General features: G+C 38.8%; 24 protein-coding genes. 11 read left to right on the top strand and 13 right to left on the bottom strand.

Annotated elements, in window-relative coordinates; all coding sequences use genetic code 11:
• Nucleotides 1-5: 5 nt before the first annotated feature.
• Nucleotides 6-1,133 (bottom strand): hypothetical protein, encoded by a 1,128-nt coding sequence (locus LEP1GSC195_RS08920; protein WP_015682775.1) that lies wholly within the window; start codon nt 1,131-1,133, stop codon nt 6-8.
• Between the two features lie 230 nt (nt 1,134-1,363).
• Between LEP1GSC195_RS08920 and LEP1GSC195_RS08915 the strand changes: the two genes are divergently transcribed.
• The gene (locus LEP1GSC195_RS08915; protein WP_015681137.1) at nt 1,364-2,476 is read left to right on the top strand and encodes an MBL fold metallo-hydrolase; all 1,113 of its coding nucleotides are present in this window, start codon (nt 1,364-1,366) and stop codon (nt 2,474-2,476) included.
• Nucleotides 2,477-2,709: 233 nt separating this feature from the next.
• Here the strand turns inward: LEP1GSC195_RS08915 and LEP1GSC195_RS19840 are convergent, their stop codons facing one another.
• Complete coding sequence (locus LEP1GSC195_RS19840) at nt 2,710-2,871, bottom strand: hypothetical protein (protein WP_015680506.1); 162 nt, start codon at nt 2,869-2,871, stop codon at nt 2,710-2,712.
• Nucleotides 2,872-3,198: 327 nt separating this feature from the next.
• Between LEP1GSC195_RS19840 and LEP1GSC195_RS08910 the strand changes: the two genes are divergently transcribed.
• The 4 genes from LEP1GSC195_RS08910 to LEP1GSC195_RS08895 all read left to right on the top strand — a co-directional run bounded on the left by LEP1GSC195_RS08910 (nt 3,199) and on the right by LEP1GSC195_RS08895 (nt 6,246).
• Nucleotides 3,199-3,729 carry a hypothetical protein gene (locus LEP1GSC195_RS08910; RefSeq protein WP_015681170.1) on the top strand — a complete coding sequence of 177 codons (531 nt, stop codon included), beginning with the start codon at nt 3,199-3,201 and terminating at the stop codon, nt 3,727-3,729.
• Nucleotides 3,730-3,979: 250 nt separating this feature from the next.
• Nucleotides 3,980-4,513, top strand: a complete 534-nt coding sequence (locus LEP1GSC195_RS08905) for a hypothetical protein (protein ID WP_015680845.1) — start codon at nt 3,980-3,982, stop codon at nt 4,511-4,513.
• A gap of 255 nt (nt 4,514-4,768) precedes the next feature.
• Nucleotides 4,769-5,644 carry an alkaline phosphatase D family protein gene (locus LEP1GSC195_RS08900; RefSeq protein ID WP_015682778.1) on the top strand — a complete coding sequence of 292 codons (876 nt, stop codon included), beginning with the start codon at nt 4,769-4,771 and terminating at the stop codon, nt 5,642-5,644.
• A 35-nt stretch (nt 5,645-5,679) separates the two neighbouring features.
• Complete coding sequence (locus LEP1GSC195_RS08895) at nt 5,680-6,246, top strand: TetR/AcrR family transcriptional regulator (RefSeq protein WP_015681701.1); 567 nt, start codon at nt 5,680-5,682, stop codon at nt 6,244-6,246.
• A 48-nt stretch (nt 6,247-6,294) separates the two neighbouring features.
• Here the strand turns inward: LEP1GSC195_RS08895 and LEP1GSC195_RS08890 are convergent, their stop codons facing one another.
• The 6 genes from LEP1GSC195_RS08890 to LEP1GSC195_RS08870 all read right to left on the bottom strand — a co-directional run bounded on the left by LEP1GSC195_RS08890 (nt 6,295) and on the right by LEP1GSC195_RS08870 (nt 12,415).
• Nucleotides 6,295-6,990 carry a DUF4349 domain-containing protein gene (locus tag LEP1GSC195_RS08890; RefSeq protein WP_408605937.1) on the bottom strand — a complete coding sequence of 232 codons (696 nt, stop codon included), beginning with the start codon at nt 6,988-6,990 and terminating at the stop codon, nt 6,295-6,297.
• Nucleotides 6,991-7,139: 149 nt separating this feature from the next.
• Nucleotides 7,140-8,888 (bottom strand): N-acyl-D-amino-acid deacylase family protein, encoded by a 1,749-nt coding sequence (locus LEP1GSC195_RS08885; protein WP_015680805.1) that lies wholly within the window; start codon nt 8,886-8,888, stop codon nt 7,140-7,142.
• A 106-nt stretch (nt 8,889-8,994) separates the two neighbouring features.
• On the bottom strand, nt 8,995-10,179 hold the full coding sequence (leuA2, locus tag LEP1GSC195_RS08880; RefSeq protein ID WP_015681430.1) for a 2-isopropylmalate synthase LeuA2: 1,185 nt from the start codon (nt 10,177-10,179) through the stop codon (nt 8,995-8,997).
• A gap of 195 nt (nt 10,180-10,374) precedes the next feature.
• Entirely contained in the window at nt 10,375-10,731 is a 357-nt protein-coding gene (locus tag LEP1GSC195_RS19990; protein WP_015682625.1) for a hypothetical protein, read from the bottom strand.
• Complete coding sequence (locus LEP1GSC195_RS08875; RefSeq protein WP_015682396.1) at nt 10,715-11,806, bottom strand: sodium:solute symporter family transporter; 1,092 nt, start codon at nt 11,804-11,806, stop codon at nt 10,715-10,717. Before LEP1GSC195_RS08875 ends, LEP1GSC195_RS19990 begins: the two co-directional genes overlap by 17 nt.
• Nucleotides 11,807-11,815: 9 nt before the next feature.
• Nucleotides 11,816-12,415 carry a CBS domain-containing protein gene (locus tag LEP1GSC195_RS08870; RefSeq protein WP_015680542.1) on the bottom strand — a complete coding sequence of 200 codons (600 nt, stop codon included), beginning with the start codon at nt 12,413-12,415 and terminating at the stop codon, nt 11,816-11,818.
• Nucleotides 12,416-12,535: 120 nt separating this feature from the next.
• Here LEP1GSC195_RS08870 and LEP1GSC195_RS08865 point away from each other — a divergent pair, with 120 nt between their 5' ends.
• From LEP1GSC195_RS08865 to LEP1GSC195_RS08850, 4 genes are read left to right on the top strand one after another with little or no spacing between them, the layout of a single operon-like run.
• On the top strand, nt 12,536-14,437 hold the full coding sequence (locus LEP1GSC195_RS08865; RefSeq protein WP_015682342.1) for an AMP-dependent synthetase/ligase: 1,902 nt from the start codon (nt 12,536-12,538) through the stop codon (nt 14,435-14,437).
• Complete coding sequence (locus LEP1GSC195_RS08860) at nt 14,434-16,008, top strand: acyl-CoA dehydrogenase family protein (protein ID WP_015680940.1); 1,575 nt, start codon at nt 14,434-14,436, stop codon at nt 16,006-16,008. The genes LEP1GSC195_RS08865 and LEP1GSC195_RS08860 overlap by 4 nt, the downstream gene beginning before the upstream one ends.
• A gap of 3 nt (nt 16,009-16,011) precedes the next feature.
• A complete protein-coding gene (locus LEP1GSC195_RS08855; protein WP_015681765.1) occupies nt 16,012-17,277 on the top strand; it encodes a sensor histidine kinase in 1,266 nt (421 codons plus the stop codon).
• Nucleotides 17,261-17,683 (top strand): MaoC family dehydratase, encoded by a 423-nt coding sequence (locus LEP1GSC195_RS08850; protein ID WP_015680711.1) that lies wholly within the window; start codon nt 17,261-17,263, stop codon nt 17,681-17,683. Before LEP1GSC195_RS08855 ends, LEP1GSC195_RS08850 begins: the two co-directional genes overlap by 17 nt.
• Here LEP1GSC195_RS08850 and LEP1GSC195_RS08845 read toward each other — a convergent pair.
• Nucleotides 17,667-18,032: a DUF1292 domain-containing protein gene (locus LEP1GSC195_RS08845; protein ID WP_015681267.1), complete on the bottom strand. Its 366-nt coding sequence runs from the start codon at nt 18,030-18,032 to the stop codon at nt 17,667-17,669. The genes LEP1GSC195_RS08850 and LEP1GSC195_RS08845 overlap by 17 nt on opposite strands.
• Nucleotides 18,032-18,325 carry an HNH endonuclease gene (locus tag LEP1GSC195_RS08840; RefSeq protein ID WP_015681959.1) on the bottom strand — a complete coding sequence of 98 codons (294 nt, stop codon included), beginning with the start codon at nt 18,323-18,325 and terminating at the stop codon, nt 18,032-18,034. Before LEP1GSC195_RS08840 ends, LEP1GSC195_RS08845 begins: the two co-directional genes overlap by 1 nt.
• A 49-nt stretch (nt 18,326-18,374) precedes the next feature.
• On the opposite strand from LEP1GSC195_RS08840, the gene LEP1GSC195_RS08835 reads away from it, so the two are divergent.
• Complete coding sequence (locus LEP1GSC195_RS08835; RefSeq protein ID WP_015681630.1) at nt 18,375-19,487, top strand: acyltransferase family protein; 1,113 nt, start codon at nt 18,375-18,377, stop codon at nt 19,485-19,487.
• A gap of 2 nt (nt 19,488-19,489) precedes the next feature.
• Here LEP1GSC195_RS08835 and LEP1GSC195_RS08830 read toward each other — a convergent pair whose 3' ends face one another.
• Entirely contained in the window at nt 19,490-20,866 is a 1,377-nt protein-coding gene (locus LEP1GSC195_RS08830) for a flavin monoamine oxidase family protein (RefSeq protein ID WP_015680930.1), read from the bottom strand.
• 105 nt (nt 20,867-20,971) lie between these two features.
• Between LEP1GSC195_RS08830 and LEP1GSC195_RS08825 the strand changes: the two genes are divergently transcribed.
• Complete coding sequence (locus LEP1GSC195_RS08825) at nt 20,972-23,086, top strand: 7TM diverse intracellular signaling domain-containing protein (RefSeq protein ID WP_015681649.1); 2,115 nt, start codon at nt 20,972-20,974, stop codon at nt 23,084-23,086.
• Here the strand turns inward: LEP1GSC195_RS08825 and LEP1GSC195_RS08820 are convergent.
• Together LEP1GSC195_RS08820 and LEP1GSC195_RS08815 are read right to left on the bottom strand one after the other, a co-directional pair.
• Nucleotides 23,083-24,009: a 50S ribosomal protein L11 methyltransferase gene (locus tag LEP1GSC195_RS08820; RefSeq protein ID WP_015682334.1), complete on the bottom strand. Its 927-nt coding sequence runs from the start codon at nt 24,007-24,009 to the stop codon at nt 23,083-23,085. The two genes, LEP1GSC195_RS08825 and LEP1GSC195_RS08820, sit on opposite strands and share 4 nt — an antisense overlap.
• 2 nt (nt 24,010-24,011) lie before the next feature.
• A complete protein-coding gene (locus LEP1GSC195_RS08815) occupies nt 24,012-24,635 on the bottom strand; it encodes a helix-turn-helix domain-containing protein (protein WP_040507030.1) in 624 nt (207 codons plus the stop codon).
• Nucleotides 24,636-24,648: the final 13 nt, after the last annotated feature.

Raw genomic sequence — 24,648 nt, 5'->3', positions numbered from 1 at the left:
ATTTTTTATAAATCTATTGGTAAATAGGCAGCAATTTCTAAACTATTAAAGCTGTGATGATTGTTTCCTGCTTTAAATGAGGAATACATTACCGTTAGTCGAAAATTTACAAAACTTGTAGGATACTCGACAAATAGAACAACAGGAACAAAATACGTTTGTTTTGCGGAGACTGTACCTCGGCTGATCGATGAGATGGTCAATAATTCGATAAGGGAAGCATCTCGAAACATTAAATAAGAAATAAAAAATTGATTGTGATTTATGTTTTTTAAATCAATTTCTCCCTTAGCCGCCATATACAAACCTAGGTTTTGTAAATTCTCACCTTGGCCTAAATTTGCCAACAGAAAGGAACGAACAGGGTCACCTGTAAAATTCTGTTCATTGAGTAATGATACTCTACCCACTAAGTTTGCATAGTTGTCAAAAGCGCCTGGTCTGTTCCCGAAGGACAAAGGCAAAATATCCAAAAAACTGTTTTGAAAATTTGCATTCCCTGAAAAACGAATCCGACCTCCACCTACACCTAAACCAATTCTTACGTGGTCTATTCCTTCTTTGCCAATATAAAAAGCCGGGGCGATAAATGTATAATTGCCTGATACTCTAGTTCCTATATCTTCATTGGAAATTTGTGTGTCTGCAGAACTGGATCCTGATCCGGATCCAGAACTTCCTGAGCTGCTGGAGCTTGAGCCTGATGATGAATTAGAACTTGATTCAAAAAATGATAAATCTCCTTCGTATCTTTGCCTTGAAATGAGAAAAGGTTTGGCTCTTCCAAGGATAGTGAATCCGAAGTTTTCAGAAATCTGAAAATCAACAGATTTTAAATCCATTAGAAAATCTATGTTTTTTTCTATGCTTAGATCTGCGGCCATATCTGCCCTACCTAACTGTGATTTGATGATCATTTCAGAAAAACCATAGGTTACACCTGGATAGAGAGATATATAGTTGGGGCCATTTTTTTTTCTAAGGTTAAACACTCCATATCTGTCTCCACTTTTGCCAACAGTTTGGGGGGACCGTTCTTTTGTTTCTGGAGTGACTTCTTCAATTTTTTCTTGCGATTTTACCGACTTTGCAAAAACAAAAAAGTAGAATATTAGAATAATTATGTTTCTCATAAACAAACAGTTGCTAAGGTTACTTAAAAATGCAACTATTTGAAAGTTTCAACAGAATGACGAAAACTGGTTTCTGGCACAAAAAACAGAGGGAAAATCGGTTACCTTGGAAAAGTGAAAAATGCCCGAAAAAGAATTTCCAATAAGCTGGAATCGAATAAATTACGAAACAATTCAGAGATTTTGTGGTGCTGGCCAGTCTAAAAAGACAACCTTTCGGCAGGAATCTATTGAAAAATTTAGCCCTTTCTTTACTGATCTTATTTTCATTTGTACAATTCCATTGCAAAGCTTTCGGAAAAGATCCTCATGGAGCCCACCTTGAGAAAATCAAATCCTCAACGCACTTTGACAAAACTCGGGAACAGTTTGTAAATCGCAGACCTGACGTTCTGGAAAAAATGCGAGAAGGCCAAAACTTCTTTTCTCTAGCTTTTAAATTCTTTTTTGGTGGTGATAAAAACCAAAAACCAGATGTGAAACTTCCTGAAGAAAAACCGGATTTTGCTGAGTTTTTAAAACCAGATGAAAGCATCAAATTTATATGGTTTGGTCATTCTACCTTTCTTGTGAATATCGAAGGAAAAATATTATTTTTTGATCCTGTATTTTCAGAATCGGCCGCGCCTTTTAGTTTTATGGTGAAACGGTTTCAAGATGCCGTTGTCAAATTGGAAGAATTACCTCCCATTGATTATATCATTATATCTCATGACCATTATGATCATCTCGATATGCCAACCATTGAGTTTTTTAAAAACACAAATACAAAATTTATTACTCCTTTGGGAGTTATATCTCATTTAAAAGAATGGGGTGTTCCAGAGGATCGTCTAACAGAGCTTGACTGGTGGGAACCCATTGAGGTCGGTAAAATAAAAATTGTTTGTACTCCGGCCCAACATTTTTCAGGAAGGCGGGGTATGAATGGTAATAAAACATTGTGGTCTTCTTGGACTGTAATCGGACAAAAAGAACGATTTTATTTTAGCGGGGACTCTGGTTATGATGTTCACTTTAAAAACATAGGTGATAAGTTTGGACCTTTTGATTTAACATTCATTGAAAATGGTCAGTACAACCCGATGTGGGAAGCGGTGCATGTTTTACCAGAACAAACAGCAAAGGCTCATCTTGATTTAAAAGGGAAAAGGCTAGTGCCCGTACACTGGGGAATGTTTAACCTATCACTGCATAGTTGGTATGAACCAGCTGAATCTCTAGAAAAACAGGCTGAGATCTATAAAATCGATTTACTCACTCCTAAATTTGGACAAATTGTCAAAATTCGAGAACCCAACCTAATGGAAAGATGGTGGAAAAAGTTTATCCAGTCGGAATGATTGTTTAGTTCGGGAAGTTTACAAAAAAAGAGGAAACTAAAAATGAGGAGGAGAAAGTAAGCGAATCTTAGTCGATGTTTGTAAATTTTTTGCGGGCATGGTAATTTTTTTTCCTCAAAATTTCCGATTCCACTGATATTATGAGTGTTAGCTAAAGAGAGCAAGGACTTATTGAATTCTCTAAATCCTTGATACCAAAGATTCATGAGTATAATTGGAATTAGAAAAGTGCCCTATGTTTTGATTCCCTTTTCCTTCATTTGTTCTGCGAGCTTTTTAGGAATGGGGGCACACTTACAATGTTTTTGGTGTTCGAGATGCCAATGGACACGTTCTTCAAAGGAAGCATTTTTGGGCATTTTATGTTCTTTATGCCATTCTTTATTTAATTTCATACGATAGCCTCTTTCTTCCTACTTCCGTTTTAAACAAAACTTTTGCAAACTGAAATATATTATGTTTATTGTTTGAGATGGAATTGAGCAGTCAGAATTTAAATGTAAAAAGGAATTCATTGCGCCAGCGATTGCAGCGGAAATCCTTTCCGAATCAGGAGGAAATCTTTGTTGGTATACGGATGGGAAAGATTGGAGCGAAAAGCGCGGTCGTTTGGAAAAAAAATCCTTATACACCAAACAGATTCGAGGCGCCCCTTTTCTTAAAAATGAGAACCAAACAATCAGAATTTGAACCCACTTAGAAAACAATAAGTAGGTTTTTGTATGTTAAAATATTTGGTGTGTTTCCCTATCCTGTCCCTCCTTTTTTGGAGTTGTTCGAATCAGAAAGAGGATGGCCTTATCCCTGGCACAAAACTCACGGGAGATCCCTTGGCCGATGCGGTTGTGCTTTCCATTTTAGTCACTCCTTCCTGCCAATACCTGACCAATGAAAATGCAAATTCACCATTTAATGTCAATGGCTCCATTTCTATCTGTAGTATCCAGTCTGTTAGTGGGTCGATCACGGTCCAAACCAGTGGGACCTATGAAGTGACCGGATCTTCAGGAAAACAAACCCTTACATCTTCCAGTTGTAATTCGAGTCGATTTGATTTTCTTGTGTCGTTAAAAGAGGGAAATACCGAACTCTTTGTTTCATCGGCAACGGGTGCTAAACAAGTTGTTTTGGAAGTGGGGAAGTCTTATTCTTTGCAATCGACAGGACTTGTGAATCCTTCCGATTACCAGTGCCAAGGAAGAGCTGTAACTTCAAATATCACTCCCTACCGCATCAATCTTCGAAAAATTTAAGTTAGTTGTATAAAAAGGATTCTTTCGTAAGATTTTTCACGAAAGTTTCCTTTGGTTCTAGGTAGTTTCCGCAATTGCGGGAACCTCCCATAGCATTTCTGTTAGTTTAGCACTAGGATGTTCGTATGAAACATCTAGTTGGGATTTTGTTACTTCTGCGTTCCTTAAAGGAAAATATTCTACGCCAATCCATGCAACAAAGTCTTCCGGGAAAAATCCCTTCGATTCAGTATTCGCGGTGAGACCGTATATGATTCTTTATGTTCATAAAATCATTCTATCGCGGTTGTTAATCCTAATTATTTTGTTTGGATTATTGTTATTCCCCCAATGTACGGCTGTAGATAAAAAAACGTATTTGAAGGGATTTTATCAAACATATCAATATCGGCCTCACCAACAATTGACCTATGCTGAAAAACATGGATACAATTCAGAGTGCCTGGTTCTTATGGAAGGGCCGGTTCCCAGTCGGATGGAACCTTGTGCCATCGGGGATAGGCGATCCGGTCGGGATATGTATCGGGAAACAGAAGTGGAAGTGGCGGGAGATTTTTTCCCTGTGAATTGGCAGATTGTTGGTTATGCATATTCATTGCATGTGAACGAAAGTTATTACCAAGATGTAATACTTTATAGCAGTTCCTATCAGCGCTGGGACCAACCTTGGCATCTGCGTACCTATACCTATCGTAATATCTATAGTAAAGAAGTAATTCGAAATAACAGTCGGTATTCGAATCCGATGTCACCATATAGGTTCAATATGAGAGCAGCTAAGTGATTTCCGATTGACGAAAAGAAAAAAAATCCACAAAATTTAGAAGCATTTTCTGAAATTTTTAGTGAATCCTCTATGAAACTATATTCTCCGTTTTTTTCCTTTTTTTTATCACTCCTGTTTGTGGTTTTGTTTCAATTCCCGATTGAGGGAAAGGATACAGAAAGTTTACATATCGGTTTTGGATCTTGTCTTCACTAAGACAAAGAAAGTCCTGTTTTAACTCAGTGGGAAAAGGAACCTTTCGACCTCATCCTTTTGTTAGGTGATAATATATACGCAGATAGTTTGGTTGCTACAGAAAAGATTCCCGCTTACCAAAAACAATTCGCTCGGCCCGAGTGGAAGGCCATTCGTTCTCAGTCACAAATCCTTGCGACCTGGGATGATCATGATTACGGAATCAATGATAGTGGTGGCGAATATTTAGATAAAGAAAAGAGCCGCGAAATTTTTATTTCTCAAGTGGGATCTTTAATGCCCCAAGGGCAAAGTTTTGGAACCAAAGAGGGAAAGGGGATTTTTCATTCCTATTGGCTTAAGTTGAAAGAGAAAAAAATTCATATTGTGATTCCGGACACTAGGTTTTTTCGCTCTCCTCTAAAAAGGAAGTTTTGGTCTTATTTTACAGGGAAAAGCCAATACCGTCCGAATGAAGCAGAGGAGGCCACAATTCTTGGTGAAGAACAGTGGAAGTGGTTGGCAGAAGAATTGGACAAACCCTCTGACTTACTCGTTTTTGTTTCTGGAATCCAAGTCATTCCCATAGAACAACCGTTTGAGAAATGGGGAAACTTCCCCAAAGAAAGAGATCGTCTTTTCCGACTTTTAAGTTCTGCGAAAACTTCCGACTTAGTCATTCTTTCGGGGGACAGACATATTGCAGAAATATACGAATATCCATTATCGGAAAGTCGAAAGTTAATTGAAGTTACTTCGAGTTCTCTCAATTTGCCTTTGCCATTTTTGCCATTGGAATATGATTCAGAATACAAACTTGGGTCTGCATTTCGAGAGGAAAACTATGGATCTCTTCGGATTCAGGTAAAAGAAGGAAAATTGGTTTGGCGGTCTGAGATCAAAGACAAAATTGGAAATGCGGTCCTGCGGTACAGTAACAATGATTCTAATTAAAAATAATTTCAAGAAACAATAGGAGGATATTCATTTTGAAACCCAAACAAAAAATTTTAGAAAGTTCCTTTGCGTTGTTTCGTGAAAAAGGTTTCCAAGCAACAGGAATTGCAGAGATCTTAGATAAGGCCGGAGCTTATAAAAAAACTCTGTATGATCATTTTAAATCAAAAGATGATATTGGATTTGAATATCTAAACTATCTTTCTGAACAACAAAGAGTTGTTATGTTAAAGGTATTGGCAAAAGCAAATGGAATGTCTGACTTCATCGAGAAATGGGTCAATTTTATTGTCAGAAACCAGAGGAACACTTCCAGGAAAGATTGCCCGATAGCTCTTTTTTCAGGTGAGATTTCGCACTTGAGTCAATTTGATTCCTACAGAAACAAAGCCGTCCACCATGTATTGGATACGGTAGAAACCTGCATTTTGAAATTTGCGCCAAATTTGCGCCAAGAACTTGTTAAATCTTTAAGTTATGAGTTGTATATGAGTTATCTTGGTGGCCTCCGGTTGTATGCCCTAACCAAAGATCGAAAGGTGATTGAACGAATGAAATCGCAGATGATCGCATCTGCTGAGCGCTTAATAAAAGGATAATCTTTATTAAGCGCCCTTTTCAGTTTAGCGGAAAAATTTGAATTTTACTCAATCAGGGATTTCTGTTTTTTCTTTAGGAATTTCTTGGACAAACATCCATATAAGACCATCTTTTACTTTTCCAAGTCCGAGATAGAGGTAGTAAAAAGGATAACCTAAAGGTCCTGGTTTGTATTCTTTTTGGACTACCGGTTCCCATTTTTGAAGAACCTGCACTTGGACAGAAGATAGTTGCACGGCGCTCGATAAGTATTTTAATCTTCCTTCCCATCTTTCGATGGATTCTGAAACTTTATTTAGTTCTGCTTCTACTTTTAAGATTTCTTCCACAGTTTTTGCCGTTTTTAAAATATCTAAAAGTCGAACACGCATTTTCAGTGCATTCTCCATCCGAATTTCTGTATCGGTATAATCTTCTGTTACATCTTTTGCAGAGACATCTTCAGAATAGTTTTGCGATTGGTTTTTTAGGGTGAATAAAAACTGCTTTAATTTCTCCGCAGGAATCTTTAGTTGAACTACTCCGTTGGAACTATACTGCAGCGCATAACCTCCATAAGTCTCAGCAAGTTTAATGATTTCTGTGACTTTGGATTCAATTTCTTTTGATTGTAAATTGACGTTCACGGAATACACCATCATTCTTTTTTGGATTTTTAATTCACTGGGTGTATTTTCTGTTTTAGGTGATGGCGCAGAAACGGAAGGTGTATAATCTTCTGCCCCCCCAGAATACCGACTCATGGGCCTTTCCCTTTCCATTGTTTTGGAAGAGGAACATTGGATTAAAAATAGAGAAAGGCTAAGAAGTAGTAGGGGACTGAGTATTTCTTTTGCAATTTTCATGTTGGATACTGAGATTAGCTCACTCAGTATCCAACCGCAAATCTTTTTTAAGTGCCGATTCTCGATTCTAAAAAGCTACCATAACCTTTTTCTTTTCCTAAGGAATTGACTGGTTTTCCCTGATCAATGGCAAGTTTGCCGTTGATGTAGACTTTTTTGATTGTGTCATCGTTACGTCTGACCCAACGTTTGAAGTCTTCCATAAAAGGCATGGGAGCTTCTATGTCTTTTGCGAGTGAGTCGTCGAGTTTGGTTGGATCAATCAAAACTAAATCGGCTCTTTTTCCTTCTTTGATATAACCTGCATCGATACCAAACCAATCTCCAATTTCTCCTGTTAGACGATTGACTGCCCTTTCTAAAGTCATAAATGGTTTTTGTTCCAACTCAGCATCTCTTACTAATTTTAACATACGAAGAGGAAAGTTGTAATGAGCCATTCCACGTAAGTGAGCACCGGCATCAGAGAATCCGATAAGGATGTCTGGATAGGAAACGATTTTTTGTAGAGGTTCCTTTCTATGGTTTGCCATTACTGTATACCAGCGAACTTTGTTTCCGTGTTCGGCAACTAAATCTAAGAAAGCAGTGACGGAATGAACTCCTCTTTCTTTGGCAACATCATCGATGGATTTTCCAATTAAAGATTTGTCGGGAGCGTCCACAATCTTTGTTTCGCGAAAGTTTCTATGGAAAACACGAGGCAAAAACCAATTAGTCCATTGGCGTTTGAACCAGGAACGGTAAGTTGGATCCTTCATTAATTGTTTTCTTTCCAACTCATCTTCAATATGATTTGCCTTAGCTCCAGCTGCAAATTCTTCAAAGACAACTACATCCATTCCATCGGCATACAAATCAAAAGGTTCAGGAAGTGCTTGGAACTTAAAGTCCGACTTAAAGATTGTGTTTGTGATGCGACCAATGACCCCGAGTAATTTATACAAACCTGGATCAAATTTAACATCCATTAACGAAATGATTGTGGTTTTTAGAGGTTTACGAAAGAGACCAAAGGCTTCCTTTAAGAACATAAGAACATTAATTTTTGTCGAAACATTGGGAACACCTTGGAAGACCTTTCCTCTTTTTCTCAATGTTTTGTTGAGGTATTGGTATTCACTCCAATTTGCAAAAGTAGAGGGAAGAGGGCGTGATCTAAATCTAGATCCATCCATTTTATCCCAAACAAGAGTATTGATAGAAAGACCCATAAAACCTGCGTCCAATGCTTCTTCCAGGTGTTTGTTCATTTTTTCTAACTCTTGTTTTGTGGGAACTTCTCCTTTGGTAAGAGATCGTTCGAGGCCCATCACGTGAGCACGAATGGCAGAGTGACCTGCAAACGAAGTTACGTTGGGTCCGAGTGGCATATTGTTTAAATGTTTTTTATATTCAGAGGCAGAGTTCCAATTTTTTTTACTCTCAAGGATGGATAAAACATTCTTTCTTGGAATGGCTTCCACACGACTAAACATATCAGCCAAATCAGTTGGGTCACCGATGGCTAAACTTAAAGAGCAACTTCCTAGGGAGATGGTTGTAATCCCGTGGCGAACCGACTCTGATAGATCTGGTGCCATTTCGATCTCAGCATCGTAATGAGTATGAAAGTCTATAAACCCAGGGGTTAGCCAAAGGCCTTTAGCATCGACCACCGTTTCCCCAGAGTTAGGGCTAAGTTCTGATTTAGAGATGGATTGAACCACCCCATCCCTAATTCTCACATCACCGACAAAAGATGGATTTGTGCTACCGTCAAAAATTCTCGCCTGTTTGATGAGAGTGTCTGCCATGAATACCTCCAGAAAAACCAAACGAAATTATGGCAGATTGACAAAGTTTTGTCAATGATTCGAGTGGAATCACATAAAAGATTCTCTGGACGAAAGGCCTCCGTGTTCAGGAGGCAACCATGAAACGACTCGCTAAATCCACTAACTCTGCTTCGGTGATTTCTCGATTGTTCTCTTTGGAAGAAATCGCCTTGGCTTTTTCAAACAATCTATGGATTTCTTCGTTTGGAACGGCGATCCCTCGTTTTTCCAATAAAAATTGAATGGCACGATGTCCCGATTGGTTGGTAAAGGAGATAGTTTCGGAATCATTTCTACCAACAAATTCGGGAGAAAAAGTTCGGTAAGCACCTTTGGTTTGTTTTATGGTCTTGGCAACACCATCCTGATGGATACCTGAGCGATGTGAAAAGATATCTTCGCCAATAATTGGTGCCTTTTCTCCAATCGGAATGCCTGTCATCTCTGCAATTCGTTTGGCAGTGGGATAAATTCTTTGGAAGTTAATTCCCAAAGATTCACCATTTTGGTGTAAGGCGATAGCAGTTTCATACAAGTTAGTATTACCTGCTCTTTCTCCAAGTCCATTCAAAGCCACTTCAATTTGTTCAGCACCCACATAAGCACATTCCACAGAAGTGGCAGTTGCCATTCCTAAATCATTGTGGGTATGCACAGAAACTTTGGCCCTATTACCAATAAAGTCTTTCATATCCTTCACCATATTTACAAATACCATGGGCCGGTATCGTTCCACTGTATTAGGTAAGTTGATGATATTGGCACCGGCATCAATCGCTGTAAGAAACGCATCTTTAGTAAAAGCAAAGTTTTCAATAGCATCTCCAAAATGTTCCCCGGAGAATTGAATTTCTACATCAGGTCCGACGATGGATCTGGCAAAGGAAACAGAGTTTTGAATTTTTTGAATCACTTCACTTTCAGAAATTTTCAAAACATGGCGGATGGAAAAATCACTGACGGGATAAACGATATGCATTCGGGGTTTGTTTGCATATTGGATGGCTTCCCAAGTTCTCGCAATTTCTGTTTCGTTGGCTCTCGACAATCCTGCGATGGGAATTCCGACTGGTGCTCGTTTGGCGAGAGTCTTACTTGCCACAAACTCTGTTTCATTGGAAGAGGGAAAACCCACTTCGATTCCATCGACATTCAATTCGACAAGCAAATCAAAGACTTCGATTTTTTCCTCTAAGGTCCAGGGTCTACGTAAAGCTTGGTTTCCGTCCCGTAAGGTAACGTCTTGGATTTTAATTTGGTTTGGTTTCATAGTTCCTCCGAATCCGCTGCCACTACCACCGGAAGGAGGACCAAAAATAAAAAAAGCCCACTTCCCGGTTGGGAGTGGGCTTTGTCACACAGCACGTTCTCCCTCGATCTATAAAAGTTCGAGGAGGAGTAGTAACTGAATGTTAGCAGATGATTTCATGGTTAACTTTTAGACGACCATACGCATACATTCCTGTCAATTTTTTTTAAACAAAACACGAGAAATTTGTACAAGAAAGATTTGGATTCCAAAACCGATAGGAATGAGAAGGGTAAAGGCAATTTGGAAACCCAGGCCAAGAGCAACCGTAAGAAGAATGCTTATGAGAAAAAATCCTGAAAAAGCAAGGCCGGATACTGGTAAATCTGCCTTCCCTTTAGCTAAAAAGAAAACCGCAATCGACGGCCCAAGTGTGTAGGAAAATATGGTGAGCCCCATCTCTAATAGCCCTTTTTCCCAGGTTTGGATGAGAAAATAGGGAACGAGGCTTGAAACAAAAAGAGTGACTCCAAAAAAAAGCGAAAGGAAACGGGGACTAAACCATCGGTCCATCCCCCAATCGCGGGCCCAGGTGAGAGAGAGAATTGATGGTAGAGCTCAGGGTGGACATGGCACTGGCAAGGATGGCTGCGATTAGGATCCCTAGGAGTGGAGAGGGAACTTCATTCACTATGAATTGGCTAAACACTTTGTCTGGTGCCATGGTTTGTCCGGCATAAAAAAGATAAAGAAGAGATCCAATGAGGAGAAATAAGATAAATTGAAAGAGGACAACAATCCCACTTCCAATAAGAATTTTTTGGCCAGAAACTAAATTTTTTGTAGCGATTACTCGCTGAACAAGCATTAGGTCTGTCCCATGAGAGCCAATCGAAATAAAAGCACCACCAATCAATGCAAATACGATGAAATAACTATTATCACCTGACGGAAGATAGTCGAAAATAAATAAATTCCATTTGCCGAGGTTATGAAGTTCGGTAACTCCCGTTGCAATCGGAATATTCAGTTTATAGAGGAGTAGTCCCAAAGCAAAAAATCCACCAAAGATATAAATAAACCATTGGAGCACATCAGTAAATACAATCGCACGAAATCCACCAACAACAGAGTAGATGATGGTGACGATGCTGAGTGTTGTTAGTGCAATCATTCCTAAAATATCAGGCGAAAGGTTTAGGCCCATCCTTTCTAAAAGAAAGGCGATCGGTAAAGAACTGACATACAACCGGATTCCATCTCCGAGTAGTCTGGAAATAGTAAATACAAATGAGATTGTTTTTTGTGGAGATTTCCCAAAACGATTTCCTACATACTCGTAAACGGAAATGGTATTTCCCGAAAAATAAGATGGCAATAGATACAAAGCAACGATAGTTCTTCCGATCACATATCCGATTGCAATTTCTAGAAACCGGTAGTCCCCTTTGAAAGATAAGGAGGGAATGCTTAAAAAAGTTAAACTAGAGGTTTCTGTTGCGACAAGGGACAATAAAAGAAAGATCCAGTGGATCTCTTTTTTAGCGAGATAGAAGTCTTCTTCTTTCTCGTTATTCTTAGCAAAATGAAATCCAAAATAAAAAACGATGAGAAAATATAAAATAAGAACCAGTAAATCCCAGGCCATACAACTCCCTTAAGCGATGATATTCAAATTTGGATACTTCAGTAACAAACGAAGTAAATCCGACCTTGTGATCATACCAATAGGTTGATTATCGTCATTTACCACAGGAATACATCCAATTCTTTCTTCTAATAGGACTTGGGTGACCCCTCTAATTTCCGATCCCGGAGAGCCAACTAATACGCGTTTGATCATGATGTCGGAAACAGGCCAATCTCTTTCATAGGATTTACTTTTTTCGAGAATGTCCCGATCAGAAACAAAACCCACAAGGGAGCCGGATTCATCGGTGATCGGGAGATGGCGGATTCCTTTTTCCAACATAAAATCCAAACAGTTGGCAATCGTTTCTGTGGACTTTTGTGTGATCGCAGGAGTCGACATGATCTCATGCAGGAAGTAGACCGTTTTTTCGGTTTGGCCGGCGGATTCTTTATACACATCTCCGGGGGAACGGTGTAAAAAAGAGGCTGTGGAGGGAGGAGAGGATTCCTCTCCTTCACTAGAAATGGGGGCAGATTTCCCCCCCGGATGGATTTTGTGGACCCGATCCGCATAAGTGGCCGGCGGATTAGGCAAAATGCGCCCATCATGTATCCAAAAGAACATAGTTATGCCCTACCTTTCTGAAAAGTTTGTCAAAAAAAAGAAAAAACTTGCAAAAAACGAACAGTGGTTTTTTATCCATCCTACATTTCTGTAAAGATTCTATATGAAAAGGCAAACCCCATGATCCAAAACTACGAAAACCTCTACCAAGCATTGGCCCACGTCGCAGAAACTCTCCCGAACAAAGTTTCCTTTCGCAAGAGAAAATCGGCCAGCGAATTCCCTGGGATCAGTTTTGGAGATTTGAAACAGTTTGTCGACCACTTGACTTTGGGTTTTATCGATCTCGGTGTCGAAGTGGGAGACCGGATTGGATTTTTCTGTGATGCCACTGTCAATTGGCTTCGTACTGATATGGCCATCCTCACTTCTGGGGCAGTCGTGGTTCCCAGGGGGACAGACATTGTTCGGGAAGAGATTCTTTATATCTTAAACCATTCGGAAGCCAAATACCTTGTGGTCCAGAAACCAAAAGATAAAAAACGAATCGATGATTTGTTAGGTGAACTTCCCCATTTAAAACAAATTTTTATTTTAGAAACAGACCAAGGGGAATTGTTTGAAGGGGAAAATTCGATTCTTTCCATCGTAAAAAGAGGGAAAGATAGATGGAATCATAACGGTAAACAGACGTTAGAGGAAAGGATCAAACAAACAGATCCTGATGCTCTGGCTACTTTGATTTATACCTCTGGAACTACTGGTAATCCCAAAGGTGTGATGTTGTCTCAAAAAGGTTGGATCACCGCCATTCAAAATACCATTTCCCGTTTGGATATGAATTCGAACGATAATGCCGTGAGTTTACTTCCTCCTTGGCATGCATTTGAAAGAGCCATTGAATATGCAGGAGTTTTTCTTGGGCTTGATTTTTTAGTTTCGAATATGTCTTCTTTAAAAGATGATCTAAGGGACTTTCGTCCAACGATTTTTCCTTCCGTCCCTCGGATTTGGGAATCGGTTTATAATGGGATTATCGCCAAAGTTGCCAAAGAAGGTGGGTTTAAAGAAAAATTATTCCATTTCTTTTTGAAAGTAGGGTCTACTTGGGCCCATTACTATGCAATATGTTTTGGATTTGAATTCGAAATCCAAAAAGCCAATCTCTCGGTTTCTCTTGTCAAAAGAACCTATGCCCTTGTTATTTTGGCACTACTGTCTCCATTAAAACTACTAAGCATCAAAATATTTTCTGCCATCCATAAAGCGTTAGGTGGTAGAATTCGTATTTGTATATCGGCAGGATCGGCCCTTCCCAGTGTTGTAGATGAATTTTTGTCCGCGATTGGACTGAAAGTTTTAGAAGGGTATGGGATGACCGAAACTTCTGCGGTTGTTTCCATTCGTTCCAATACCAAACCAACCAAAGGTACTGTGGGGATTCCCATTGATGGTTATCAAATCCGTTTGAAAGATGACACAGGTAAGGTGGTGACCTCTGTTGGTGCCAAGGGAACTCTTTGGATCAAATCCAAACAAATCTTAAAAGGTTATTACAAACGTCCTGAACTAAACCAAGTGGTTTTTGATTCAGAAGGATTTTTTGATACGGGAGACCTTATGTTTATCTCCCACAGGAACGAACTGGTATTTGCTGGTCGTTCGAAAGATACCATTGCTCTGATTGGTGGAGAAAACGTCGAACCTATCCCTATAGAAGACAAACTTCTTACTTCTCCCTTCATTGACCAAGTGATGGTGGTAGGTCATGATAAAAAAACACTTGGTGCACTCATTGTTCCAAATTTTGAAGCAGTAGAAGCAAAAATTCCAGGAATTTCCAAGGAAAAAGCAGGGGAATGGAATCTTCATCCCAAGGTTCGGGAATTGTACCGAGCAGAAATTTCACGCATTATTTCTCGCGAAAACGGATTCAAAGGTTTTGAGATGATACCAGCTAATAATTATTATGTGGTTCCTCGTCCCTTTGATCCCGATACCGAAATGACACGAACTTTAAAAATGAAACGAAATGTCATTTCGGATGTATTCTCAAAACAAATTGAAGGAATTTACCAATGATACACCCGAAACTGAATCCCTATCTGAATGAGGAGGAAAGAAGTTTTTACAATACAGTATTCCAATTTTCGGAAGACAAAGTATTTCCCTCTGCAGAAGAAAGGGACGAAAAAGAAATTTGGTCAGACGATTTATGGAAAGAATTTAGCAAAGCTGGTCTCACTGGACTCACGATCCCATCGGAATATGGTGGGGAAGGTGCTAGTTGTTTACAATGTTCGATTGCAACAGATGCGTTTGCATCAGGAAGTTTGGATGGGGGAATGGGACTTTCCTGGGTTGCCCATTTAGTAATAGGCACTATGCCTATTATTTTCCAAGGAACCAAAGAACAAAAATCCAAATACCTTCCTAAACTTTCTACAGGGGAATGGATGGCAGGATTTGCGTTAACAGAACCTGCTTCCGGATCTGATGCCGCCTCGCTATTAACAAAAGCAGAAGAGGTAGAAGGAGGATGGAAATTAAACGGAACAAAAATGTACATCACCAATGGTCCCGTAGGACAGGTGTTTGTTGTTATGGCGAGAACTTCCGAAAAAGGAAGAGGGCCAATGGGGATCTCTGCTTTCATCGTAGAAAGTAATACACCTGGTTTTAAAGTAAGTAAGATCTTAAAAAAATTAGGACACCATACTTCTATGACCGCAGAACTCGTGTTTGAAGATATGGTCATTCCCAAAGAAAATCTGCTTGGTCCCATGAATACGGGATTTATGCGAATTGGTAAAGAAACCTTGGAATGGGAACGCACTGTATTTGTTGCGGGTCTTGCGGGTGCCATGGAATTTTGTTTTCGTAAAGGCCTTCGTTATGCCAACGAAAGAGTGCAATTTGGAAAACCCATTTCTAGTTTTTATGGGATGCGTGATATTTTGGTTCGGAACTGGGTCTACATCCAAGCTGCCAGAAGGTTAATTTATTGGGTGGCAGAACGAAAAGATCGTGGTGTTCCCTCACCCCTGGAAAGCAGTCTGGGAAAACTCATTACTTCAGAAATTGCAGAGGATGTGGCCAAGGATTCTGTCCAACTCTTTGGTGGTTATGGATACATGAAAGAGTATTCCGTAGAACGATTTTACCGAGATGTGAAGTTGGGAACTATCGGTGGAGGAACAAGCGAAATCCAAAGGTCTATCATTTCTTCCTTATATTCAGGAAAAGAGAAGTTTCAAAAAGAATTCGCAAAATTGGAAAAAGAGTCAACACTCACCGATAAAATTCAAAATGTACTCTTCGATATTATCCTTGCTATGGATACAGAACCTAATCGTAAAAAGTTACAATCGGTTGAATTTGCCTTTGCAGACGTTTTGTCCATTTTTGTAATTCTTTCTTTGTCGGAAATCGATACACATAAATCTTCAGAATACTATTCTCTCGATGAAAAATTGATGGATCGAAAGTTACTTTCGTATTATCTTGTGGGGAAGTATCTTATGTCCTTCAGTAGACTTTCAAACTATGTTCCTTCCGAACTCACCCGATTGTGGGAACATTATTCCCAATTGGGGAATTCTATTGAAGAAATAGTGCATACTCGCTTCCAATCTCTTCAGGAACTTTTGTAATCAATGAAAGCGGCTGGCCGAATAGCATTTTTCTATTTGTTATTCGGCTATGTCTGGATATATTTTTCAGATTATACAATCTCTCTTATTTTCCAATCACCCGAGGATATCCGTGAAATTCAAAGTCTTAAAGGATGGGGATTTGTAACTGTATCTGCAGTGATTATTTTTGTTCTTTTGGTTCGAGAATTACAAAGACAAAAACGTGTGTTATTTGAAAAAATCGAGTCTGACCAACTTTTCCAAGTCATTTTGGAACGAATTGAAGACGCTGTCATCGTATTCAATTTAGATACTTGGAAAATTGATTTTTTAAGTGAACAAGTCTCCAGGCTTTTTGATATTCCAACAAAGGATATTCACACACATCCTGAACTTTTAATCGAACGTGTCCACGAATCCGATAGAGAACGAATGACCAATATCTGGATGAACCAACTGCGAGAAAACCACACAGGTCTTTTGTATCGAATCCGTAGGTTGGATGGTAAAATTAAATGGGCTTTGGAACATCGACTCTTCATTCCAACCAAAGAGGGAAGTGCCAATAAGGCAGTGGCAGTCATAACGGATATGACTAGTTATATGGAAAACCAATCCAAACTCGAACAATCTTTGCGAGAAAACGAAACCTTACTCACAGAAGTTCACCACCGTGTGAAAAATAACTTGGCCGTTGTTATTTCTTTTTTACAACTTCAAGTTTATTCTTCTCCCCCAGAAACGGCTGATATTTTAGAACAGAGTATTGTTCGTATCAAAGCGATTGCACTCGTTCACGAAAAACTATATAGTAGCAAAAACTTATCAGGCCTAAGCTCTGTAGACTATATCACAAGTCTTGTGGAAAACATAAAACTTATGTATATGAGGACAGATATCCTCATTGAATTGGATATTCAACAATTAGAATTTAACATCGTGGATGCGATTCCGATGGGGCTTATGATCACGGAAATGTTAACTAATAGTTTTCGACATGCTTTTGTTGGTGGTAAAACAGATGCTTTGATTAAAATAGATTTTATAGTTACTGATAAATTCAATTACGAATTAAAATACAGGGACAATGGTGTTGGTTTTCCACCGGAACTGAATTATCGAAAGGCAGAATCCATCGGATTATCCGTTATATTTTCCCTATGCAGTCAGATGAACGGTCGTGAGGTGGAGTGTTCATCCTCGCCCAACGAAGGTGTGTTCTATCATTTTGCCTTCTCACCCAAAAAAGTAATTCCTAAGGACGATTTGAATGTATCAAAAGGGTAAAAGTTTTTTAGAAATCCAAATTGGAGATTCCGCATCCTTTACAAAAACAATCACTGAAACTGATGTGTATTTGTTTGCTGGTATCAGTGGTGATTTTAATCCTCTGCATGTAGATGAAGAATATGCAAAAACTACAAGTTTTGGAACAAGGATTGCACATGGGGGGCTTGCCGCATCACTGCTCGCACCCGTTCTTGGAATGAAGTTACCTGGTCTTGGGACTGTTGCTTTAGAAACCACAACCAAATTTAGAAAACCTGTTTATTTTGGAGATACAATCACTTGTTTGGTGGAGGTTGTGGAAAAAGTGGAACGGCTTAAGGCTGTAAAAATGAAAATTGTTTGGACCAATCAGAAATCGGAAGTGGTAAGTAAAGGGGAAACTCTTGTCATTCCTCCCGGTTAAGAAATTGTCCCAAAAGACCAATTTCATCCTCTACATATTCGCGAATTTCTTCTAGTTCATCCTCATCTAAGATCTCTTCTAAGATTTCTTCCCCAGACTCGTCTTGACCAATTCGCATCACAATGTATCCGGGAACATCGGAATCTGGATCATCTATCTCTACATTGACAAACTGGAACTCTTGTTCTGTGGCGGGTAGGAAAACAAGGTAGTCATTTCCCATTTGTGAAAAGGAGTAAAACACTTCCCATTGGTAACTGTTTCCCTTCTCGTCTACGAGATCGATTTCTTCGGTGGCCCGACTGGGAAGAAAGTCATCCCCTTGGAATCCCAAATCTTTCATGTCCATTAGGAAAAGAACTCCTTCTCAAAAGGAAGACTATGTTTTTTCTTAAAATTACACTCTTTACAAGCGGGAACTAAATTACCTTTCACAGACTTTCCACCTCGAATAAGGGGAATTAGGTGGTCCATTGTGATTTCTTCTACTTTGAATTTTTTCCCACAATAATGGCAGATTCCAGAAGAACGTTTGTTTTTCCACCAGGCGCTGTTTTTTAGTTCTTTGGCTTTCCTTCTTTCCCGAGCAATTTCTTCATCGCTAACATCGGAAAAAAACGAATCGGAAGGTGTATCCGTCATAGTTTAAAAAAATCTGTTTTTTTCTCTTCGTCAAGAAAAAGATGGAGGAATGGGAAGACTCGTTTACCTAGACAATTTAAGATCCTTTGCCCTTTTACTCGGAATTGTATTCCATGCAGCCATTGTTTATGCCACGGATATCAAATACGCCATCCAGGACGAGGATCGTAGTGAGGTTCTTTCTTATTTTTGTTATTGGATCCATAGTTATCGGATGCCCATGTTTTACATGATTTCCGGTTTTTTTTCTGCAATGGTTTGGGAAAAAAAAGGGAGAAGTTTTTATTTGGAAGCAAGGTTTAAACGAGTCCTTATTCCTACAATCTTTGGACTGCTTTTTCTTGCACCCATCCAATACTATCTTACTGAAAAGATCAAAACTCCTCGGTTGGAAATCATTCCCTTTTTCGATTATTTTTTCACCAAGGATCATTTCCAACACTCTCATATTTGGTTTCTTGTAGATTTGTTTTGTTTTAGTATCTTATATAGTTTGATCCCCAAATCTTTTTTTACGATGAAACTTTGGGATCAAATTCCAAGAGGATTCTTGAGGTATGTAGCGCTTGTTAGTTTTTGTTTTCTTTTTGTTTTTCTATGCCATACTCAAGTTTCCAAAGGAGAATCCTATTACGGGATTTTTAAACTTACCTTTATATTCCAATTTTCCTTTTTTCTTTCGGGAGTTTTTTGTTTTCATTGGAGAAGTATTCTTTTACCCAAAGGCCATTCCAGGTATAAAATATTGGCTGTATTTGTTTGGGCTGTGTTCGTTTATTTAGTCTTTAAGGAATTGGAAATTGAAGATCCACTTTGGATTTACTTTCAGTATGTGAATGTTTGGGTGAGGGCTCTACATATATTTTTATGGGTTCTTGCCCCGTTTTTATGGACAAGTTTCCTTGTTTCGCTATTTCAATCGTTTGGAAACAAAGATGGAAAGTTGGGGTCCTATATAATTGAAGCTAGTCTTCCTATCTACTTGGTCCACCATCCTATATCATTGTTTTATGCTTATTGGGTGAGGGATATGGAGTGGGGGATATGGTTAAAATTTATTTCCCATATCCTTCTTGTAATCTGTGTCAGTTTTATCTTGTATGAATTTTTAATCCGAAAGATAAAACTTCTTCGGTTTCTCTTCGGATTAAAAATTAAATAGATTTACGTTTTGCTGACGGCTTGGATTGCGGAGGCAACAGCTGAGTCCATACTTCCTGTATGGAAAGCCAAATGTTCTCCTGCAAAAAATACTCTTTCAAAAGGTTCTGCCCAAACATCTTTAATTCCAAAACTTCCAGGTGGGAATAAGGAAACAAATCCTGCGCGTCCAGTGGTTTTTTGGAAACTATGGAATACAAATGGGGATTCGACTATCAATTCTAAATCACCAACTTCTTCCAGAGAAGCTGTCATTAGATTTTTTTTCTGACGATCACTTCCTTTTTCAAATAAAGAAGCTCGATCGCCTGTAGAAATAGAAGTAACGGCCGTTATAGTGGATCCAATGGCAGATTCTGACACATACAAAGTTTCTGCGGCTGTGTTAGTCGAAAGAAAGAGTTTTGATAATGACTCTTTTGATTTTACCAAACTTAAGTTTTTGGAAATTTTTCCTGTTTGCATCCGTAATGCAGAGTAAATCAAATCTTTCGGAAGCCCCGGTGTCCATTTAATATCCAGAACTGCCGCAGCAGGAAGGGAACAAATGATCAAACTTCCTTTCACAGATCTTCCTGAAGATAAGTCTACAGTGACTTGGTTCTTTTGTTGAGAGACTTTTGTGACAGTTTCCCCTAAAATCAATTCCTGGTTTCGAAGGGAGTTTGCGAGTTCTTTAATAATTCGTTCCGCCCCTCCACGTACTTGGAACTTGGGTTTGAGAGCCGATTGTAGAGCAGAAAGATCATCTAATACAGATTCGCTGGAGATTTGATTGAGATCGGCTCCGAGGATCACTCGATAAAGATCGTTCATGGAACGAATTTCTTCTTCTGTTAAACCTTGGTAACGCGCATAAGATGAAAAGTTGATTTTATCTAAACCTTGTTTTTGTGTATTACCTAAAGACTTATGCAGATCGATGACTTTGTCTAAGGTGTCAATGGAAGAGGCTGAAATTTTTAATAGATCACTATTAGATTTTTGAAGTGAAAAACGTTCGGCAATATTGGAAGATACCAAATCCAAGTTTAATTGTTTTACCAGACTTTTAATATCTGATTGACCTTCGCCGATCCACTCACCACCTAAATCTTGTAAGATTCCAAGTTCGGGGTTTTCGTAGGTGGCAATCCGACCACCCAACTTATCCCCGCGTTCAATGATGGTGACATCATAACCAGTTTGTTTTAATAGATAGGCAGAGTAGAGACCAGAGAGTCCACCGCCAAGAACAATGGCTTTTTTGCCACTGCTAAACTTCGGTTTGATTTCCGCTATCGTCGTTGTTGTGGTTTGTCCGAATGATTTTTTAGGGAGGATCAACCCTGCGCCTAAGGTAACAGCACTTATCTTTTGTAGGAAACGTTTTCGATTCATAGAACTTTCCCCTATTTTAACATTAGAAACAAAAAAGGCTAGAAAAATTAGAAAAATGCAATTTAGTAACTTTGTCTTTTTAAGCGAATTGGGAGATCATTACCTTTGTTTTTCCGGCATGTAAAATATTTTTTTCTTATCCTTCTCGTATTTTTGCCAGGGATTTTGTTATCGGAATCTGCGATTTCCCTTCATACCCAAGTCCTAGGTAAACCTATCTGGCAAGAAGTCTTTGTTTTGGAGGACAAGGACCAATCCCTTTCAGAAAAAAGTATTACTAGTGGGTCCTTAGATTCTCAATTTCGAAAAATCCCTTCCCCCAATTTGGGTTTTACCAAATCTACTTTTTGGGTTCGTTTCGAAGTAAAAAATCCTACCGAAGATTTGATTCGTTGGAATTTGGTGTATGATTTTCCTCTTTTGGATGAGGTTCAAATTTACGGAAACTCTTTACCCAAAACTTTGATTCGCAATCTGGGGGATATCCATCCGTTTTCGGAAAGGAATCTGGATTATCGAAATCCTGTTTTTCCTTTAGAAACCCTTCCAGGATCTGTTTCCATTTATTATTTGCGAATCCAATCCGAGTCTACAGTTCCACTAACTCTTGTCATCTGGACTGAACGAGAGTTTTATGACCAACTAAACAAAGAGCAGATGATTTTTGGATTATTTTACGGAATTTTATTTGTAATGATCGCCTATAACTTTTTCATCTATATCTTTACTTATGAAAAAAGTTATCTTTTTTATCTATTTTTTATCAGTTCCATTTTTTTCTTCCACCTAATTAACAACGGGTTTGCATTTCAATACCTTTGGCCCAATTGGATTTTCTGGGGAAATTATTCGCTTCCATTCTTTATTTGTGTTTCCTGTATTGCAGGAATCTCTTTTACCAACAACTATCTCAGTTTAAAAAAACATTTGCCAAAGATTTCTAAATTGATGTGGGTTTGGGCGGGAATTCTCTTTCTCTTCTCTGGGATTACTTTCTTTTTGCATTATCGAATTGCCATGATCATTTCGATTTTACTTACTGTTCCATCGGCTCTGATTATGGTCTTTAGTGGTACTTCCACATACTTTACCAATGTGAGAACAGCACGTTATTATTTAATTTCGTGGTCTTTTTTTCTTTTGGGTGTAGTTTTGTATTCATTGAAGAGTTTGGGGTTTTTGCCAGACAATCAAATCACTCGTTGGACCATCCAAATTGGTACCGCCTTACAAACCATTTTGTTATCCCTGGGACTTGCAGATCGAATCAACTTCCTAACCCGTAGCCTTCGGGAACATATTAGAGAATTGTCTCATGCCAAATTAAAGATTGAAGAGTCAGAAAAACGTTTTCGAGAAATTTTCCAAGGTTCAGATGAAGTCATTCTTATGATGAACGAAAATTTCGAAATCATCAATGCAAACAGAGCCCTTTCCAAACACATGGGATTTCGGTTGGATGATTTACGTGGAAAAAAAATCACAGAGTTCCTATACACTGGCCGCGATCAAAGTTCTGACTATAATGTCATGTATGTGAATGATAAACTTACCGATCTAAAAATGACAGGTTCTATTGTGAATTTCAAAACGGAATTCGAACAAAAGTATGTAAAGGAACCCAAAGAAATGTATTGTAGACTACAGTACATCGACTTCGATGAAACCAGGGAAGTACTTGTAACCATGTCTTCCCAAAATGAGGATACTATCATCCAACTTATCGAATCAGAAAAAATTGAACTTTCTATGAATAATTATTTGAGAAATGCAGAACTCGTATCTCAGAAAATCACCTCGCAACTTGCAAAGTACCTTTCCAATGTGGAGCAAACGGAAGTTAGATCATCGATCCGTGAAATTATTATCAATGCGGTAGAACATGGAAATTTGAATATCAGCTTTGAAGAGAAGTCCAAGGCTCTTTTAGAAGGCAATTATCTAGAGTTTTTACAAAAACGACAAGAAGATCCAAGATATAGCCAAAAGAGAGTAAAAATTGAATATTCTTTCACAAGAGAGTATGTGGCTTACCGTATCACCGATGAAGGCCGTGGATTCGATCATAAAAAACAGATGGAAAAAACGATCGAGGAAATGAATGAAGCACACCAACAACATGGGCGTGGAATTCTTATGACAAAATCTGTATTCAATCGAATTGAATACAACGATCGCGGCAATCAAGTTAGTTTGATAAAGTATTTAAATAAGGACTAATTGCGTAACCAGTCCAAAACCCACCATTCATTCCATTCTTTAGAGTAGAGAAGTTTTCCTGGTAGGTGGCTTTGTAATAAACCAAGGAATTGATCCTTTTTGTCTGTGATGATTCCTGAAAAAATAATACGAGGTGCTTCTATTTTTGCCAGGTGACGGATGTTCTGCGATAATACTGCGTATGTGATATTGGCAATCGCCAAATCATATTTTGTATTGGATAACTTAGGATTGTCAATTCCCGATTCTTCGACACTGAATTGAAAGCCCTTAGGGTATTCATTTTCAGTCCAGTTGGACCAAGCGGCCTTCACTGCATTGGGATCAATATCCAAAGCAAAAATTTTAGAGACTCCAAATTTCGCCAGGCCAATCGAAAGAATGCCTGATCCTGTTCCTACATCGCAAGCGGATAAAAAAGGAAACTCACCCAGGTCATACAGCTCATCCAAATGCTCTAATATTAGTTTGGTGGTTTCATGATGGCCCGTTCCAAAGGCGACACCAGGATTGATAAACAGAGGAATCCCGCCATTTGGTTGCCAAAGTTTTATGGTCTCTGGTTCGTTTTTTTCCCATGTGGGAATCACCCAAAGTTTTTTGCCAATGGGGAATGGTTTGTAATATTCTTTATAGGCTTCTTCGTAATCACGAGTTTCAATATTTCGTGATTCAGCATTCGAATTGTTTGGTGCATGGATCTTTAAAAAGATAAGGATCTTTAATTCTTTATCGATCTCATCTGTTTGTAAATAGATTCGAATATTTGTATTGTCCCTAATGAGACCTTGGTCTTTTTCTTTGGGAGCTTCCCCATCAAACAAAATTTCATAATAACCTACGCATTGGAGCGAATCCAACAGCTCATAAAAACTGTCAGATAGTTCTTTCGGTAGATTGACTTTGAGTTCTCTATATTCCAATCTTAACCTATTTCGTCCGTATAATCCATAACAAGATACATCAGCGTTTCTTGGTCTGTTGGATTGGAATACTCATGCGAAACATCGGCTTTAAAAAATACAGAATCTTTTGGTTCTAGTTCTACAACTTTTTCACCAACACGTAACCGCAGTTTGCCGGAAACAACAACTAAGTTTTCAGTAGTTCCTGTTTTGTGTGGTTCGGCAACTTCATGTCCACCAGGTTTTAACATAAGTTCATAAAACTCTGTTTTGCGGTTTCCAAGAAAAGGAAAAAGCGCACGGCTTGCAAAGACTTTGGAATTGGAATAGAGAACTTTTGAGTTTTCTACTTTGAGGACATGGATTCCATCTTGGTTTTTTTCTTTGAGGAGTTCGGAAAAGGGAACATTGAGTCCGTTTGCAATTTTCCACAAAACAGAAATCGTCGGAACGGACTTCCCTTGTTCGATTTGCGACAACATCGCTCGGCTCACACCACATCGGTTTGCGAGTTTGTCCAAAGAAAAACCTTTCGTATGACGGATGAGTTTCAGATTTTCTTTGACGACATCTGTTATATAATCGCCAGATTCTGAAATCAATTGTTCAATTCCGTCAGTCGGTTGCTCTACTTTACTTACCATTGTCCAAGCGTCC

Origin of the sequence: Leptospira wolbachii serovar Codice str. CDC (assembly GCF_000332515.2) — a bacterium.
In the GTDB taxonomy this organism is placed as follows: Bacteria; Spirochaetota; Leptospiria; order Leptospirales; family Leptospiraceae; genus Leptospira_A; species Leptospira_A wolbachii.
This window is presented reverse-complemented; position numbering and strand designations above follow the sequence as displayed.